Here is a 15079-nt window from a genome sequence, read left to right as displayed (position 1 = left end):
AAAATAATGAGGGGCGTCCTGCGAAGTCGCAGTCGCCCCTCCCTTTGTATCATTATAAAGAATTGACGACTTCAGTACAACGTGGGCAAAGCGTCGGATGAGCCGGATCTTGTCCGAGTTCCGTCGAATATGTCCAACAACGTTCACATTTTTCACCGTCAGCTTTTTGAACCGTGATGCCGGTCGTCTCATACATCTTATCCGCCGTTTCCACGAATTCGAGTTGTGAGACTTGGAGTAACTGCTCAAGATGATCGATTGTTCCGAGCAAGGCTTTCGTCTCTTCCTTCGGTGCAAGCAAGAGTTTCGCTTCGAGTGTCTTACCGACGAGTTTCTCAACGCGCGCTTCCTCGAGTGCTTTTAAGACATCATCGCGGAACGTCAGGAACGCGTTCCATTTCTCGATGAGGGCAAGTCCTTCTTCTGAGACTTCGACCGTTTCCGGAAGGTCTGTCAGGAAGATACTCTTCGTCTCAACAGCTGGTACGAATTCCCATGCTTCGTCTGCTGTGTGTGGCAAGACCGGTGCCATCAATTGCAATAAGGCAACGACTGTATCATACATGACCGTCTGAACCGCACGACGCGATGTCGCGTCTGCTTTTTCGATATACAGGATATCTTTCGTGTAATCGAGGTAGAACGACGACAAATCAAGGACACAGAAGTTGTGGAGCAATTGATAGACCGACATGAAGTCGTACGCATCATAAGCCGCTTTTACTTTTCCAACAAGTTGGTCCAGTTTCGTCCGCATGAAACGGTCTGACTCTGGTAAGTCTTCAAATGCGACGCGGTGCGTCGCAGGATCGAATTGATCCAAGTTTCCGAGGAGGAAACGAACCGTGTTGCGGATTTTACGATAGGATTCTGAGACTTGTTTAAAGTTATCCATCGATGCCCGGACATCAGCTTGATAATCGACAGATGCGACCCACAAGCGAAGGATCTCTGCTCCGAATTGTTGCATGACTTGAATCGGTGCAATCGTGTTACCGATCGATTTCGACATCTTGCGACCTTGACCATCCAGAACGAATCCGTGACTGACGACCGCTTTGTATGGTGCTTTTCCTGTCGTTGCGACGGCTGTCGATAGCGACGAGTTGAACCAACCACGATATTGGTCAGATCCTTCAAGATAGAGATCCGCTGGACGTGTCAATTCAGGACGTGTCGCAAGGACACCGGCATGTGATGAACCAGAATCGAACCAGACATCCATGATGTCCGTTTCTTTTTTGAAGATACCGTTCGGGCTTGCTGGATGTGTGAATCCTTCAGGAAGCAAGTCGACTGCTTCGCGCTCATACCAGACATTTGATCCGTGAGCTGCAAATAGATTCGCGATATGATCAATCGTTTCTGGTGTGACGATTTCCGTTCCATCTTCAGCGTAGAAGATTGGAAGTGGAACGCCCCAAGCACGTTGACGTGAGATGACCCAGTCGCCGCGGTCTTTGAACATGTTGTGGAGACGTGTTTCCCCCCACTCTGGTACCCACTGGACGCCTTTGATCTCATCAAGGATTTCCGCACGGAAGTCTTTGATTGAAGCGAACCACTGTGGTGTTGCCCGGAAAATGACCGGTTTTTTCGTCCGCCAGTCATGTGGATACGAGTGTTTGATGAACGATAGTTTCAAGAGTGCACCGGCTTCTTCGAGGGCAAGACCGATTTCTTTATTCGCATCTTCATAGAACATGCCTTCGAATCCAGGTGCTTCTGCTGTCATGATCCCTTTATCGTCGACTGGGCAAAGGACGTCTAGACCGTAAGCTTGACCGATGCGGAAGTCATCTTCCCCGTGACCTGGAGCCGTATGAACGACACCTGTCGCTTCCGCTGTAACGTGATCGCCAAGCATGACGAGTGATTCACGGTCGTACAGTGGATGTTTTGCTTTCATGTATTCGAAGTCCGCACCATTAAAGACACGTCCGACTGTTGCATCTTCCCATCCGAGTGCTTCGATGACTTCAGGAACAAGTGTTTCCGCTACGATATAGCCTTTTCCTTGATACTCGATCCGCGCATACGTCAATTCCGCACTGACAGAGATTCCGAGGTTCGCTGGAATCGTCCATGGTGTCGTCGTCCAGATGACGAAATGATCCGTCGGCTCTAGGATGTTTTTTCCGTCCATGACTTGGAACGCGACATAGATGGCCGCTGACCGTTTATCTTGATATTCGATTTCTGCTTCAGCTAGTGCCGATTCAGAAGACGGTGACCAATAGACCGGTTTCTTCCCTTTGTAGATATAGCCTTTGTTCGCCATATCCCCGAATAAACGAATTTGAGCTGCTTCAAATTCTGGTTGAAGAGTGATGTATGGGTTGTCATAGTCACCGAGAACGCCGAGGCGTTTGAATTGTTCGCGTTGGTGATCGACTTGTTCCAGCGCATATTTCGCACATAATTCACGGAATTCTGCGACCGTCATCGATTTACGATCAACACCTGCTTTTTGAAGCGCGGTCTCGATCGGTAATCCGTGTGTGTCCCAACCAGGCACGTACGGAGACTGGAAGCCATTCATCGATTTGTAGCGGACGATGATGTCTTTTAAGACTTTGTTTAATCCGTGACCCATGTGGATGTCACCATTCGCATACGGAGGACCATCGTGGAGGATGAACGTTGGCTTTCCAGCATTCTTTTCCTGGACCGCAGCGTAGAGATTCATCTCTTCCCATCGTGCTTGCATATCTGGTTCACGTTTTGGCAAGTTGCCTCGCATTAAAAACTCCGTTTTCATCATCAATAAGGTTTCTTTATAATCCATCTGACCATCTCTCACCTTTCGCTTTAAAAGTACAAAAAAAGCCAAGCTCATCCCTGAGATAGGGACGAGCTTGGCTGAACTCGCGGTACCACCCTACTAATCCTGCTCGCCATTTTGACGACGCAGGACCGCTTAAGAACTCGATAACGGGAGTGAGCCGGCATGACTTACTGTTCAGCGAACGTTCAGTCATACACTCCAAGGGGATACCTCATCTTTTTCGTTGCTCGGGCTTCCACCATTCCCCCGATTCGCTGTCAACCGTCCAAGATGCGACGTGTCCTTGTCATTGATTTTATTTATACGACATCGTCGTCATTATACGCAACTGCTGGAACATCGTCAAGCGCTCCACGAGAAGAGAAGTCAAACGCATCCCAGTCATGGCTCGTCAATAATTCCATCTGCGCATCGATCAATACTTTGAATCGATTACGATAAAGTTCGATTTTTTTGCGCATTTGCTCTACTTCGAAGTCTGTCCGTTGTGCCCGACGTTGCGCTGCATCTTGCAACTGCTCTGCTTCACGTTCTGCTTGCTTTAGGATCAAGCTCGCTTCTTTTGAAGCATTGGCTTTGACTTCTTCAGCTGCTTCCTGTGCGACGATGATCGATTTATTCAATGTTTCTTCCATCGAACTGAAGTAATCAACACGTGCTTGCATGTTTTGGATGACTTCCTGTTGTTGACGATTCTCACGTAACAACAATTCAAAATCCTTGATGACTTGATCTAGGAATTCGTTCACTTCATCTTCGTCATAGCCGCGAAACTTTCGTGTGAACTCCTTATTATGAATATCGAGTGGCGTTAATGGCATGATGAATTCCTCCTCCGCATTTATCTTATCCTTTTAAAATACCGTATTGTAGCTTGATCCGGTCACGTTTCGTTGATCCGAGGATTGCAATCAACTTGACGCGTCCTGTTCCACGCAAGGAAAGCAAGTCGCCTTCTTCTAGCATGAAGCTCGAATCATCCACTACTTTGTAATTGACCTTACTTTCACCTTGTTTAATGAGCGTCTGTGCTTTTTGACGCGAGAAGCCTAAAATTTCACTCACGACCGTATCGAACCGAAGTGAACTGACGAACCCAAGTGTCTCTTCCCACTCTTGATCCTTCACTTTCAAACGGTCTTCCGCCTCAACACGCGAAAGACGAATCTTCGTCTTCCCTGCTCGTTCGACGTTTGCTTCGATATAGGTCGCGACTTCGTCCGCGACGGCAAACTGTACTTGATCCTGAATGATGACGTCGCCGAATTTTGCTCGTTTCAATCCGACGTTCAATAATGTACCGGTGACTTGACGATGAGAAAGTTCAACGAATTTAGTAGGATAATGAATGCGATAGATGGAAATGTCAAAGTCATCCGCGTTGTATTCATAATAATCTGGTGCGAGGATTGCCCGTTTACGTTCAGCGCCTTCGAAACCGCCCTCAAAAAAGAGGGCGCATTTCGAACCGACGAGTTCTTGTGTGATTTGTTGTTCACGTGGATCTAGGAAATCCGTTAATTTGAACGTATAGGTCGCTTCCACATGATCGATCCAGTTCAAGACTGAATCGACGAATTCCCGCTCGCTTCCACGATAATGATCGTATACGCTCATACTAAAAAGATTGCTCGGATACCCGATTGAGCCAAGTTCAAGACGAGGAAGGCTACAATCGGCGAGATATCCAGCATGCCCCCGATAGGCGGGATGATACGACGGAAGGGCGCTAGGAATGGCTCGACTAACATCGCGAGCACTTGTCCGAATTTAGAATCACGGGCATTCGGGAACCACGAAAGCAGGATATAAACGATCATGACGTAACTGTAATACTGTAATAACGTACTTAATGTACGACCAATCGCGTACATCACTTGAGAATCCATACTTACCACCCCTTATGATTAATATCATCTTCTCCAAGAAGATTCGAGATGCTACCAGCCAACTCGACGTTGTTCGGAACACAGAGGAGGGTATTCTGACTGATCGTCGTAATCGTTCCATCGAGAGCGAAGACGACACCAGATAAGAAATTGATCATCTGTCGTGATTGATCTTTTGACATACGCTGCATATTGACGATGACAGCACGGTTCTGACGAAGATGTTCCCCGATTTCCTGGGCTTCGTTGAAGACACGTGGTTCACTCAAGATGACTTGCGATTTCGTTTTTTTCGTCGCATGAAGCGGCACGATATTCGATTGTCTCACGCTGTCCTCCTTTTGAGTAACACTTGGGGTAGATTCCTCGTAATACTCTTCGTACTCTTGTTGTGAAGCACCTCTACCTTTATTTATTGTAGCATCATTTTCATATTCAAGTTCATCTAAATCGTCGCTGTTGCCGAGAAATAGATTTTGCATTTTTGATTTAAAACCCATATCCATTCTCCCTTCTTCTCGTTTAGGTATGAACGAGCGTTGTCCCGATTCGGACGAACGTCGCCCCTTCTTCGATGGCGATCTCAAAATCCGATGACATTCCCATAGATAACTCCGTACATGGAGCATACGACAATTTTTTCGCCTTGACCTCTTCTTGCAATGTTTTTAATGACCGGAATACCTCACGGATACGCGTCGTATCTTCCGTTAACGGTGCCATCGTCATCAGTCCGATGACACGAATCGCTGGATACTGACCGATTTCATGTAAGAACGACGGTACATCCTCAGGCGCGATGCCTTGCTTCGATTCTTCTCCCGAAACGTTGACTTGAATGAAACAATTAATGATTCGGTCCGTTCGTTTATTGATCTCTTCCGCCAAATGAAGACGGTCAAGGGAATGCAGCACGTCAATGGCATCGATGATCTGACGAACTTTACGCGTTTGTAGCGTACCAATGAAGTGCCATGTACAGGCGGTTCGTCCGAGCTCTGCCTGTTTTTCGAGCAATCCGTCCGGGCGATTTTCACCGAGATGGGTCACACCTGCTGCTAATAATTCAGAAGCAACTTGACTTGAGACTGATTTCGTCACGCCAATCAACTGTACCTGCTTTTCAGAAGAACTCTTTTCACTTGCTTGTTCCATTCGTTTCGTAACCTCTTGTACATTATCAAGAATTGACATCCAATGACTCCTTTACGATCAAACTTGCAAAGCGACCACCGTGGTCGCCGTGGCGATAAGAGAAGTAATCTTCCGCCTGACAGTGTGTACATAGACCTGTGTCAAGGACATCACCGACTCCACAACGCTCAGCTAGCGCAGCGTTCGTTTTTTGTAGCGATAACATCGCTTTTCCATCTTCCTTGCGTATGTAAGGAGACTCATCGAGTTCAAGCGCATCGATTGCATCGATGACGGGTTGATCGACTTCGTAACAACAATCACGGATCGATGGACCAATGACCATTTGAATCGATGAACGACTCGCACCCGCACGTTCCATTTGCTTGACTGTTTCCTCGACGATATTGCCGACAGTTCCGCGCCAGCCGGCGTGCGTATTCGCGATGATTCCTGTCGTCGGATCACAGAAGACAAGCGGCACACAGTCAGCGAACAGCATCATCAATAAGACATTTGAATCGGTCGTCACCAATCCATCTGTACCCGGAATCGCTGTTTCGTAATCCAAAGCACCGCGCCCAGAGTCAAGTGTCGTCACCTGTTCGACGTGATTTCCGTGAACTTGCTGTGCCCAAATCGAGTTCTCGAGGGAGAGATCAAGCTGACGTGCGATGACTTGTCGGTTCTGGATGACACCGTCGCGATCATCGTTGACATGTAATCCTAAATTTCCGTTCTCATGAGGGGCTGCGAACTTCGTCGTAAAGGCGGCGCGTACGGTACCTGTCGGTGTATCCCATTTGATCCATTGTCCAAACATGTTCATGCCTCCTTTGATTTTAAAAAAAGAGGCGCCGCTTTCGCGACACCTCATAGTTTAGCAGTCGTGTCACTGGAACATCGATCAACGATTATTCCGGCGAAGGAAAGATGGAATATCCATCGTTTCTTCGACATCTGGCGCTTTAGCCGGTTCAGGATTCGAGCTGACAGGTGTCTCTTCGACTTGTGGTTTAGACTCCTCTGTTGGTGGTGGAGTCGCTTGTTTTTTCTTCAAGAGGTTTTTCATCATCTCTTGTGCAGATGGAATTTCGAAATCGAGTGGTTCGTTTTCGAATTCCGTTGCGATGACTGTGACGATAATTTCATCTTCTAGGTTATCGTTGATGACAGAACCGAAGATCAAGTTGACTTCCTCATCGGCTGCACTCTGAACGATTTGTGCGGCTTCCGTCACTTCGTACAAGCTGAGGTTCGCACTACCCGTGATGTTCATAAGGACACCTTTCGCGCCTTCGATCGATGTCTCAAGCAACGGACTCGAAATCGCTTTTTTCGCTGCTTCCGTCGCGCGGTGTTCGCCTGTTGCGACACCTACACCCATCAAAGCAGAACCTTTTTCCGTCATGATCGTCTTCACATCAGCGAAGTCAAGGTTGATAAGACCAGGTACGGCGATCAAGTCAGTGATACCTTGTACACCTTGACGCAAGACATTATCCGCTTCTTTAAACGCTTCAAGCATTGGTGTGTTTCGATCGACGATTTCAAGTAACTTATCGTTCGGAATGACGATCAACGTATCGACTTTTTCTTTGAAGTTCTGGACACCTGAAACAGCATGTTGCATCCGTTTACGTCCTTCGAACATGAATGGTTTTGTAACGACACCGACTGTCAATGCGCCGATCTCTTTTGAAATCTCCGCGATGACAGGAGCAGCTCCTGTACCAGTTCCGCCACCCATCCCCGCTGTGACGAAGACCATGTCAGCGCCAGAAAGGATTTCCGTTAATTGTTCACGGCTCTCTTCCGCCGCTTTTTTACCGATTTCCGGATTGGCACCTGCACCGAGACCACGTGTCAATTTAGCACCGAGTTGTAGTTTTACGTCAGCTTGTGACATGTTCAATGCCTGCGCATCCGTGTTTACTGCGATGAATTCTACGCCTTGGACACCGTGTTCAATCATTCGGTTGACGGCGTTCGAACCGCCACCACCTACACCGATGACCTTGATTTTTGCTACTTGGTCCATCATTTCATCAAAATGCAACATAAAAAGGGCCCCCTAATATTTTTTACTCATTGGATTTTTTGTAGGCATTAACCAAAGAATTTCTCAAAGAAACTGCTGAATGACTTTTTCTCTTTTGGAGGCTGTTCACGTGTCGACCGTTCTTCTCGAACAGGTGTCGCTTGTTCGTTCATGAGCAGTGCATCCTGTTCACGTCCGTGTGCTACGACTTCCTTCTCTTCCGCTCGGTCGAAACCTGATTTCGATACGGCGCTTCTTGAAAGTACATAACGTAACATACCAGCTGCGACGGCATACTTCGGATGACGAATACCAAGACTAGCAGGTTGATAGACATTGACGCTCTGCTTGAAGATTCGTTTCCCGAGCTGGTCGATTCCCGGTAATGAAGAACTTCCGCCACACAAGATTAAACCGCTGTTCATATGAGCATATCCGGCTTGCGTCATTCGTTTTTGAATCATCTCGAAGATTTCCTCAAGTCGCGCTTCTAACACGAAACCGATTTCTGATTGTGGCTCGAAACGATGTTCCCCGTTGATCGTGACGTAAGAAACTTTCTCTTCCGGATCACCGAGTGCTTCAAGGGCAACACCGTATTCTTCTTTTGCGAGCTTCGCATCTTGATATTTACAATTCATCTTATACGTCAAATCACGTGTCAGATGATCGCCACCGTATGGCAACGTCGTCGAGTAGACGAGGTCATTCTTTTCATAAATGGAAAGTGTCGTCGTCTCATGTCCGATGTCGATGATTCCAACACCGAGTTCGAGTTCATCAATCGATGCTGCGATTCTAGATACCGCTAAACTCTCCAGCACATATCCAGCAAGCTCTAAACCAGCCCGTTCAATGGAACGTTTAATGCTATGTAGGATCGTCTTTGCTCCGATAATGAGCTTCCCTGTTACTTCGAGACGATAACCAATCATTCCTCTAGGATCAGTGATCTCCGTTTGCTGATCGACCGTAAACGTCTTCGGTAGAACATCGACGACACTGAGTTCGTTTGGAATTCGCATGACCATCGCAGAATGCAGAACATCTTTCACGTCATCATCTGTGATTTCATTGTCCTCACCTTTGATCGATGTCATCCCCTGGCAATCCTTCACTTGAATGTGTTCGCCAGAAATAGCGACATATACTTCACCAATTGGTTCACCAAGTGTACGTTCCACTTCCGTGACCGCTTGTTTAATGGCATGTACCGTTTGATCGATGTCAACGATGACACCTCGTTTAACACCCGCGGATGGTGCAGAACCTTCAGCAAGAACGTTCAGCGTTCCACCAAGTAGTTCACCGACGATGAGTTTCACCTCCGATGTCCCTATGTCGAGTGCGGCAATCGTACCTTTCGTTTCCATGGGAGTGACACCTCCACTTTCATAATACTAATCCTTTTTATTCCTAATTATATTCTAGGAACAGGACAGGCTTCTTCTCGTTTAAGTCTACACTATATAAATACTTACGAAAAGAAGTTATTGCCCGTCTTAGCGTTCGAATAGATTACGATTTGATGACGATTCGAACAACGGTCGACGAATGAAAACACACGTTTGTTTTTTTGTTCGTCAACCCTTTACGAATCTTCTATTTTTTCCCTTTATATGGTTTGAAATAGATACCGCCATCAATTGTAATTGTTCCCGTCTTTCCTTTCGGTAAGGCAGAAATGACCTTCACGTATTCATTCAGGGAATTTGAAAAGGCAGACGTACTGAGTAATACCGTATTCCCATCCGTCATGAATAACTTCAGACCGCCTTTGTCCGTCTTATCGTTTGCGACGATCTCGGAAATCCGGCTACGTACTTTCGGCTCGATTTTAACAAGTTCCTTCGTCAATCGATTTAATGACTGATCCGTGAATCCTGTCAAGATCGGAGCATCGAATAGTTCTTCCTTCGACTTTCCAGGAATGATCGTCCCGTCCGCAAGCACGATCCGGTCTCCCGGTTTATCCTTCGCGTAAGCAATCTCTTTCTCTTCCGTCACCGTCACGCGATATTGATGCAAAAACTGTTTTTGCATCGTCGCTTCTTGAATACCCGGAACCTTCTCGATTCGCTCAAGAACGTCTTCTTCCGATACATTAAAGGCGTGTGTTTCCTTCACCTTAATCCCGGACGCTTGCAAGATATCAGCAGACTTCACATTGACATTACCCTCGATATCAAATTGAGCAACCCGAGAATAACTCGATTGTAGATAAAAGACGACACCGACCAATAGACCAATCAGAATCAGGACATAAATGAGTCTTCGGTTGGCTTTTTTGCGACGTTGTTCACGGATATAAGGTATCTTATCCTCGAGGCTACGGACGTTCTCGTCCTCTTGTGGTCGTCCGACCGCTCTCCGTTCCCTCACGTCTCATTCCCCCTCTATACGTAACAGTTCATTTCCCTATCGGTCTTTTCCTGCAATAGTTTAGTTTTTTTGTGCCGTCAATCGTAACAATTCATCAACTAAGTCCCGTGAAGCGTTCGGCATACCGAGCGCAAGCGCCGCTTCAGACATCATTTGTTGTTGTGCTAACGCTTTTTCACATGCCTCAAACAACCGATCACCCGTTAGCTCTTGTTCACGAATCAATAGACTCGCACCTGTCTCGACGAGCGATGAGGCATTGACCTCTTGGTGATTTTCCGTCACGTAAGGACTTGGGATGAGCACACTCGGTAAGCCGAGTGTCGTCAGCTCTGCCAATGTGCTTGCTCCCGAACGTGAAATGACGAGTTGACTTGCTTTTAAGATGTTCGGTAAATCATATACGAATGGGCGAAGTTGAATGCGTTCTGGTACGGAACCAACGCGTGACATAATCGTATCGTAATGAATTTGACCAGTAACGAAGAGAAGCGACCAGCCTGCTTGCTCGACCTTTGGCATCATATCGACGACTGCTTCGTTGATTGCAGGTGCGCCACGACTACCGCCATAGATGACGACGAGAGGACGTCCTTCCTCAAAACCGAAACGTTGTCGCTCTTCAAGCGGATTGATGTTGAGCTCTGCCACTTCAGAAGCACGCGGATTTCCGATTAAAACCGTCTTCGCTTCATTCTTACCGAAGTGATGTCCAGACCCTTTAAAAGAGAGTGCAACACGATCCACATACCGAGCTAAAAATTTATTCGTTATACCAGGTAGACTGTTTTGTTCATGAACGAGTGTCTTGAAACCCATTTTTGCAGCCGTATACAATACCGGTCCACAAACGAATCCACCTGTACCGACGACGATATCCGGTTGGAACTGACGCAGTAGTCGACGAACACGCCGGACGCTCTTGACGAACCGGATACCGGTCTTGACGTTTTCGAACGACAAGGAACGACGGATGCCAGAAATCTCAATCGATTCAAATGGAATTCCCGCACGACGGACGATATCCGCCTCGAGACCATTTTCTGTTCCGATATAGAGGACCTCACACGGCATGCGTTGTTCGAGCTCCCGGATCATAGCGAGTGCCGGATAGATATGACCGCCTGTACCGCCTCCAGAGACGACGATTTTCATACTGTTGTTCCTCCTACTTCATGTACGGCACGAACGAAATGATCGCCGCGCTCTTCATATGTCTTGTATTGATCCCAACTTGCAGATGCTGGTGACAGAAGAATGATGTCACCGGGTTGTGACACTTCAAACGCTACTTTCACGGCTTCATCCATCGCCTCAACGACGGTTGACGCATAGCCATTTTCTGACGCAAGCGTTCCGAATCGATGACCCGTCTCACCAAGTCCGATGACATGTTTGACATGCTTCATTGCATCGAGTAATGGTGTCAAATCCGCTCCACGCTCGAGTCCGCCACACAACCAGATGATGGGTGCCGTAAATCCGGACAACGCCGCTTCTGTTGCAACATTATTCGTTGCTTTTGAGTCGTTGTAAACTTTTCGACCAGCAATTTCACCGACGAACTGTGTCCGGTGCTCTACACCACCAAACGTCCGTAGAACATGTTGAACGTCAGATAATGCTAAGTTAAACGGTTCGACGAGTGTTAAGGCTGCGAGAACGTTCTCGACATTATGTCCACCGCCGAGAGCAAGTTCATCAACAGGTAAGATACTCGTCCCATTGATTGTCAACGTATCGTTCAGGACTTCTGCATACGCCGATTGACGACGAGAGAACAAGAGTGGCGTTACTTCAGCAGTCTTTCCGAGCGCATTGACGGACGCATCATCGGCATTCAAGACAAGACGATCCGTTTCTTTCATGTTCTTAAAAATCCGGGCTTTCGCTTCACCATACGATTCAAAATCACCATGATAATCCAGATGTGCCGGTGATAAATTCAAGAAGGCTGCCGTGTATGGTCGGAACTGCTCGATCCCCATCAATTGAAAACTTGATAATTCAATGACGATGATATCGTCCTGTTTCGCCTGACATGCGATTTCAATTGCCGGGAATCCAATGTTTCCTGCCAAATGTACACGCCGCGTACCGGTTTTCAACAACTCATGGACAAGCGTCGTCGTCGTCGTTTTCCCGTTCGATCCTGTAATGGCAATCCACGTCGCATCTGTTGCTTGATACGCCAGTTCTACCTCTGTCCAAACCGGAATGTCGCGTCGCAAGGCTTCTTGTAGCAGATCGATATGATATGGAATCCCTGGATTCTTGACGATCAAATCGATGTCGTCGAGTAGTGTGAGCGGGTGCTCACCGTAGACCGTCTTAACATCGAGTGATGCAAGCGTCGCTTGATCACTCTCGGACGGCGTTTTCCCGTCATTGACCGTTACCTCTGCACCAACACTCGCTAAATACCGAGCTGCTGCGATTCCACTTTTCGCCGTTCCGAGAACGAGCACTTTTTGATCATTCCATTGTCGTTGTTCCATTGTTGAATCGCTCACTTTCTCTCTTCTTTTTTATTACACGAATAGATAGGCGATGAATGCCATCAAACAGCTGATTCCTGCGAATGTACCGACGATCCGCCATTCGCTCCAACCGACCATTTCGAAGTGGTGGTGAATTGGGCTCATTTTGAAAATTCGTTTTCCTGTCGTCTTAAAGGAGATGACTTGTAGAATGACTGATAATGTCTCGACAACGAAAACGATACCGATTAAGACGAGTAGTAATTCCAGTTTTAAGACAATCGATAGACCTGCTAGTGCAGCTCCAAGTGCAAGTGACCCTGTATCTCCCATGAAGATCTTCGCTGGGTGCGCATTGAATAATAGGAATCCGATCAATGCACCGACCGCTGAGAAAGCAAAACAAGCAGCGCCTACTTCATCCGCGATAAACCAACTGTATAATCCGAAGAACAAGAATGTTGGAATCGCTGTGAACGACACGAGACCATCTAGACCATCCGTCAAGTTGACTGCATTTGAGAAGCCAACTAACCAGAACAAGGCAACAAACGGATAGACGATACCGAAATCAAGCTCAAAATCTGTAAATGGAATCGATAGATACGTCGCATCACTCGTGAATCCACCGCTCAACCAGACGAATAACAATCCGACGACGATTTGTCCAATTAATTTTTGTTTCGAATTCAGACCAAGGTTACGTTTCTTGACGACTTTGATGTAATCATCAATGAAGCCGATAACGCCATAAGCAAGTGTTAAAAACAGTAACGATAATTGTGTCGTCGATAGATCGCCCATGACGACTGCACCGAGAACGCTGACGATCATCGCAACAAGAATGACGATTCCACCCATCGTCGGTGTTCCTGATTTGACCTGATGCCATTGCGGTCCTTCTTCCCGAATTTCCTGACCGAATTTCAATTGGTGTAGAAACGGAATCGCCTTTGGCATAACGAGTAGTACAACAAGAAATGCAAGAATAAGACTGATGAATAATGTGATCATAGCAGACACCCTTTTTTCAAAAATTAGTTTTCGTTCAGATATGTTAATATCCGTTCAAGCGCCATCCCACGTGACGCTTTCAATAAGACGATTGTTCGTTCTCCGAGCAGCGGACGCAATCGTTTTGCAGCATCCTCGACAGTTGCTGCGAATTGGATTTGAACAGACGGATCGCTGATTCCTTCCGCAATCCACGCGCCTTTCTCCCCTACTAGGATAGCATGCGAGACGGGTAACGCAATCCGCTTTCCGACCGAGGCATGTAATATGCGTTCTTGGTCCCCTAATTCATACATATCGCCGAGGACGAGAACTCGTGTCGTATACCCTTCCAGCGCAGTAACCGTCTCAATCGCTGCATTCATCGATGTCGGACTCGCGTTATACGCATCATTGATGACCGCAGTCTCTTCAAAGAGTAATCGTTCCATCCGCATCGGTGTCAATTCAACCGCATCGAACCCTTCTTGAATCCGAGCGTCCGTCACGCCAAGTGCACGTGCTGTCGCAATCGCGTATGCTGCATTTCGGACTTGGTGTTTCCCTAGCACTGGTAGGTGAAAAGCGGTGCCATCGTAAGTAAAGGCCGTCCCAAAGAGCGTTGCTTCCCTAGTTTCGATCCGGTACGTATTTCCGATCTGATAGCCGATCTTCTCTGCTTGAACTTCTGCGAGAAGTGGTTCGTCACCATCAACGAATAAATGACCACCTGGCTTGAGTCCGGATTGAATCTCGAGCTTCGCTTTGGCGATGCCACTGCGTCCACCGACTTGCTCCGCATGCGATTCGCCGATGTTCGTGACGAGCGCGATATCTGGCTCAGCTAGATTCGATAAGAATTCAATATCGCCAAATCCATTCATTCCCATCTCAAGTACAGCGACTTCCGTATCAGCCGGCATCATGAGAATCGTTAACGGCATTCCGATATCCGAATTGAAGTTTCCTTGAGTCTTATGTGTCTTGAACGTCGTCTTGAGTACGCTTTCGACCATGTCCTTCGTCGACGTCTTCCCATTTGATCCAGTGATGGCGACGACTTTTGGCGCAATCTGCATTAAGTATCGTTTTGCGATTTGTTGCAGGGCAACCAATGGTTCATCGACTTCCAAGAAAACGATATCGATGTCTGGTCGATCAATGCCTTTCTTCCATAAGGTGACGATCGATCCTTGGTTTTTTGCACCTTCAAGGAATCGATGACCATCGACGCGTGCTCCCTGAATCGGAACATAGAGACCGTCTTCTAGTTGTGCGCGTGAATCCGTTGTAAAATGACGAACGATACGATCATCTTTCACATCGAGATGCAACCATTCAGCGAGTTGCGTAATTGTTAACATGATATATA

Annotated in this window: 14 protein-coding genes; all 14 read right to left on the bottom strand. The window is 47.1% G+C overall.

Annotation, left to right across the window (positions count from 1 at the left end):
* Nucleotides 1-52 precede the first annotated feature (52 nt).
* The 14 genes from ileS to AYO36_RS04355 all read right to left on the bottom strand — a co-directional run bounded on the left by ileS (nucleotide 53) and on the right by AYO36_RS04355 (nucleotide 15071).
* Nucleotides 53-2788, bottom strand: coding sequence for an isoleucine--tRNA ligase (gene ileS / locus AYO36_RS04420; RefSeq protein ID WP_050677527.1), 2736 nt, complete (start codon nucleotides 2786-2788; stop codon nucleotides 53-55).
* A 299-nt stretch (nucleotides 2789-3087) separates the two neighbouring features.
* Nucleotides 3088-3609: a DivIVA domain-containing protein gene (locus AYO36_RS04415; RefSeq protein ID WP_023468794.1), complete on the bottom strand. Its 522-nt coding sequence runs from the start codon at nucleotides 3607-3609 to the stop codon at nucleotides 3088-3090.
* A 25-nt stretch (nucleotides 3610-3634) separates the two neighbouring features.
* Nucleotides 3635-4405: a YlmH family RNA-binding protein gene (locus AYO36_RS04410; protein WP_029342133.1), complete on the bottom strand. Its 771-nt coding sequence runs from the start codon at nucleotides 4403-4405 to the stop codon at nucleotides 3635-3637.
* Nucleotides 4402-4677: a YggT family protein gene (locus AYO36_RS04405; RefSeq protein WP_023468796.1), complete on the bottom strand. Its 276-nt coding sequence runs from the start codon at nucleotides 4675-4677 to the stop codon at nucleotides 4402-4404. The genes AYO36_RS04410 and AYO36_RS04405 overlap by 4 nt, the downstream gene beginning before the upstream one ends.
* A 2-nt stretch (nucleotides 4678-4679) precedes the next feature.
* Nucleotides 4680-5006, bottom strand: coding sequence for a cell division protein SepF (locus AYO36_RS04400; RefSeq protein WP_231496839.1), 327 nt, complete (start codon nucleotides 5004-5006; stop codon nucleotides 4680-4682).
* 193 nt (nucleotides 5007-5199) lie between these two features.
* A complete protein-coding gene (locus tag AYO36_RS04395) occupies nucleotides 5200-5871 on the bottom strand; it encodes a YggS family pyridoxal phosphate-dependent enzyme (RefSeq protein WP_064299617.1) in 672 nt (223 codons plus the stop codon).
* A complete protein-coding gene (pgeF, locus tag AYO36_RS04390) occupies nucleotides 5858-6634 on the bottom strand; it encodes a peptidoglycan editing factor PgeF (RefSeq protein WP_047393727.1) in 777 nt (258 codons plus the stop codon). Before pgeF ends, AYO36_RS04395 begins: the two co-directional genes overlap by 14 nt.
* An 84-nt stretch (nucleotides 6635-6718) precedes the next feature.
* Nucleotides 6719-7873, bottom strand: coding sequence for a cell division protein FtsZ (ftsZ, locus tag AYO36_RS04385; RefSeq protein ID WP_029342137.1), 1155 nt, complete (start codon nucleotides 7871-7873; stop codon nucleotides 6719-6721).
* A 47-nt stretch (nucleotides 7874-7920) separates the two neighbouring features.
* Nucleotides 7921-9225, bottom strand: coding sequence for a cell division protein FtsA (ftsA, locus tag AYO36_RS04380; RefSeq protein WP_029342138.1), 1305 nt, complete (start codon nucleotides 9223-9225; stop codon nucleotides 7921-7923).
* Nucleotides 9226-9454: 229 nt separating this feature from the next.
* On the bottom strand, nucleotides 9455-10234 hold the full coding sequence (locus tag AYO36_RS04375) for a cell division protein FtsQ/DivIB (protein WP_050677530.1): 780 nt from the start codon (nucleotides 10232-10234) through the stop codon (nucleotides 9455-9457).
* A 60-nt stretch (nucleotides 10235-10294) separates the two neighbouring features.
* Entirely contained in the window at nucleotides 10295-11389 is a 1095-nt protein-coding gene (gene murG, locus AYO36_RS04370) for an undecaprenyldiphospho-muramoylpentapeptide beta-N-acetylglucosaminyltransferase (RefSeq protein WP_064299616.1), read from the bottom strand.
* Complete coding sequence (gene murD, locus AYO36_RS04365; protein ID WP_064299915.1) at nucleotides 11386-12732, bottom strand: UDP-N-acetylmuramoyl-L-alanine--D-glutamate ligase; 1347 nt, start codon at nucleotides 12730-12732, stop codon at nucleotides 11386-11388. Before murD ends, murG begins: the two co-directional genes overlap by 4 nt.
* A gap of 33 nt (nucleotides 12733-12765) precedes the next feature.
* A complete protein-coding gene (gene mraY, locus AYO36_RS04360) occupies nucleotides 12766-13728 on the bottom strand; it encodes a phospho-N-acetylmuramoyl-pentapeptide-transferase (protein ID WP_050677532.1) in 963 nt (320 codons plus the stop codon).
* 23 nt (nucleotides 13729-13751) lie between these two features.
* The gene (locus AYO36_RS04355) at nucleotides 13752-15071 is read right to left on the bottom strand and encodes a UDP-N-acetylmuramoyl-tripeptide--D-alanyl-D-alanine ligase (protein WP_064299615.1); all 1320 of its coding nucleotides are present in this window, start codon (nucleotides 15069-15071) and stop codon (nucleotides 13752-13754) included.
* Between the last annotated feature and the right edge of the window lie 8 nt (nucleotides 15072-15079).

This window comes from Exiguobacterium sp. KKBO11 (genome assembly GCF_001644945.1).
Classification (GTDB): domain Bacteria; phylum Bacillota; class Bacilli; order Exiguobacteriales; family Exiguobacteriaceae; genus Exiguobacterium_A; species Exiguobacterium_A abrahamii.
The sequence above is the reverse complement of the archived record's forward strand: the minus strand, read 5'-3'. Positions and strand labels throughout refer to the sequence as shown.